The sequence below is a fragment of the bacterium genome, from assembly GCA_030647555.1.
In the GTDB taxonomy this organism is placed as follows: Bacteria; Patescibacteriota; Andersenbacteria; order UBA10190; family CAIZMI01; genus CAIZMI01.
Window position 1 is genome coordinate 1 of record JAUSJG010000016.1, and the last position, 2825, is coordinate 2825.

4 protein-coding genes are annotated in these 2825 nt (G+C 44.2%); 2 read left to right on the top strand and 2 right to left on the bottom strand.

The features are described from left to right. Positions 1–116: 116 nt before the first annotated feature. Positions 117–818 carry an HAD family phosphatase gene (locus Q7S57_04330; GenBank protein MDO8512474.1) on the bottom strand — a complete coding sequence of 234 codons (702 nt, stop codon included), beginning with the start codon at positions 816–818 and terminating at the stop codon, positions 117–119. Between the two features lie 191 nt (positions 819–1009). Between Q7S57_04330 and Q7S57_04335 the strand changes: the two genes are divergently transcribed. Continuing rightward, a complete protein-coding gene (locus Q7S57_04335) occupies positions 1010–1744 on the top strand; it encodes a hypothetical protein (GenBank protein MDO8512475.1) in 735 nt (244 codons plus the stop codon). Between the two features lie 104 nt (positions 1745–1848). Beyond that, the gene (locus tag Q7S57_04340; GenBank protein ID MDO8512476.1) at positions 1849–2580 is read left to right on the top strand and encodes a nucleotidyltransferase family protein; all 732 of its coding nucleotides are present in this window, start codon (positions 1849–1851) and stop codon (positions 2578–2580) included. 7 nt (positions 2581–2587) lie between these two features. Here Q7S57_04340 and Q7S57_04345 read toward each other — a convergent pair. Continuing rightward, positions 2588–2825, bottom strand: a 238-nt coding sequence (locus Q7S57_04345; GenBank protein MDO8512477.1) for an HAD hydrolase-like protein, incomplete at its 5' end; no start/stop codon positions are given.

Consider the following 2825-nt stretch of genomic DNA (forward strand, 5'->3'; position numbering starts at 1 on the left):
ACCCCTCTAGCCGAGAGTTTTCAAGCTATAGTTTGGCATTTGATAGTGACGCACCCGAAATTAAAAAATTAGTCAAAAAAAAGAGCCGACATGGGTCGGCTCTGTGGGGGAGGTGATCAAAATTTGCGTAGAAGCTGATCAATGTCAATCGCCTCCCAATTGAGATAAATCTCTCTTGCGCCCGCATCATTGAGTTTTTGTTTTACGATCGGGTTGTCGTAGGTTGGCATTCCGATTACGACGGAGCCCGCTGCCACTCCAGACTTTACTCCGCGAGGTGAATCCTCGAATACCAGTTGCGTGTTCGGTCCTATCCTCATACGTCGTGCTGTTTCCAAAAAACAGTCTGGCGCAGGTTTAGTTCGAGACACGTCAGTTATCATGACAATTTCCTGAAGGGAAAAGAGACGGTCAAGCCCCGATCGCCGAAGGAGGACCATGCCCTTATCTAAATCAACTGCGGTTCCGATTGTAACTGGAATGCCTGTGCACCGTAACATACCGTAGACTTCGCAGAACCCTTTTCGGGGGCGTAAGTCCATTGTTTTGATTAGGGTGTCATAATGTTGCCACTTTCTGTTTAGAAAAACCCCCTTGTCCTTTACGAGAGTCGGCCGAATTTCGGACTGGAGTGCGAAGATCTGTTCAATAATCGCATCATCTGGTCCACCGATGAAGTTCGGTATCTTTTGAGTTGCTTCCTGCGGGTTAGCTAGTACGACCCCAATCTCTTCGGCGGCTCTAATCCATGCTCCATGGTGAGCTGGCTCTACGTTAACAACAGTACCTTCCATATCGAAAGCTACGCCTTTTATCATTGTTACCCTTTCATTGTGCGCCTAGTAATGGCGGTTAATTTGTCGAAATACTATACTACAAGCAAATATACCAAAGAAACACTGTGTTGTCAATAATTGACAGAAAAATATAAATGTGAGATACTAATAGTAGGTTAATTAGTGTTTTGAAAAAATGAGATTAAATCTCAAAAAGAAAGTGAAGGTGTGGTGTGTTTGAAATGATTGCTATTCTTGGCCGTGGAATCCAGCGGCTTTCGGAAGATGATTCATGGGCTCTTACCGAAGATCTAGAAGTTTGCGACGAACAGTCTGCTCACCTGCCAGTTCGGGTTCCTGTTGACGATGACAATCCACTTTGTATGGTCGGTGGTGGAGAAATGAACTTGCTAGCGGGCATTGAGCTCATCTATCGATATAAGCCGACGGTTGTCGTATGTGCCTATGGATCGCGCATGAGTTATTTGGAGTCGATTGATGCGTCATCAGAAAGTGAAGTGATGAGTAGAGAGCTTGCCATCAAAATTTTACCCAGGCTCAATTTTTGGGCATCGGGAACAGCTTACATGCCAGTTGTTATTGCTTGGGAACGGCACCGCAAGCTTTCCGCGTCCAATACTTGTCAGGAACTATTGAACGTTTTTGATTTGGCGCTTGAACACGGGTTTAGGCGAATCGGATTTGTAACGGTCGGTGTCCATATCGCGCGCACAGGAACGTACGTCGCGAAGCATCTTTCGGTGTATGAGAAATATCGTGTGCTTTCCCCGGTTGTTTTTGAGAGCGAAGAAGTGCTTCTCACCACGGATCGCGAGAAATATGGCCCGCGCGTGGAGGTGCTTCGCAATTCAAAATCCTTCGCTCGCAACTGGGAGCGGGAAGCCGCTGGTATCTCGAAGATTATCCGTGGTGTTTACAGTGATGTAAAGCCAGTCATTGCGTCTTAGAAGTTTTGCAATAGGGGTTATTCCAAATTTGGAATAACCCCATTTCTTTTTTTACACTTTGCGTTTTGGTTGGTCTATGGTACCTAAAATGCTAAAATGGCGACATGATCACTCAAGCGGTTATTTCTTGCGGAGGTTTGGGAACGAGGCTTAGGCCACTTACGGATAATATTCCCAAAGTGATGATTCCAATCAAAGGGAAACCGCTTTTGGAGCAGCACATTTTGCAATTTAAGAGCCACGGTGTGCGCGAGTTTTTTTTCACTTTGCATTATTTGCCCGATGTGATTAAAAATTATTTTGGCGACGGCAAAGCGTGGGGTGTGAAAATTCATTATTTTGTTGAAGCTACGCCATTAGGTTCTGCGGGTGGTATTAAGCAGTTTGAAAAAGATCTTCACGACGAATTCTTTTTTATTTATGGCGATATGTTTAGTTTGGTGGATTATGGAAAAATGAGCATGGCGTGGAAACAGAAACCCTCGTCGGCTTTAGGTATGCAACGAATGAAAAAGACAAGTGATTACGCTGATGCCGATGTGGCTGAAATTGATGCAGACGGCAAATATATTGCGATTCATACCAAACCGCACACAGCACTGTATCCAAAGGCCTATCGAATGCGGGGCACGTTTATCTTGCGAAAGAAAATTCTCTCATATATTCCTCCCAACACTCCATATGATTTAGGGCACGATCTCTTGCCGGACATTGTGAATCGAGGTATGGGATTTTACAGTTACGAGTGCGAAGAATACTCAAAAGGTATTGATACACTGGAGAAATTGAAGGAGGTGGAATCCTATCTTGATCAAAAACATCCTTTGGCTCTTTAAAATAAAATCACGTAGTAATTAAATCCACCGCTTCTGGGAGTTTCTTGATTATATAATCCGGCGCGTTGTTTTTTAATTGTTGTTCAATAATTCTTAGATTTTCCGTCGCATCTATATTGGCCAGGAGAATGGTTTTACAGCCGGCTTTTTTTCCTGCTAAAACGTCTGTTACGCCATCTCCAATCATCCATGAGGACGCGAGGTCTATACCGTGGTCTTTGGATGCTTGAAGAAATAAACCGATA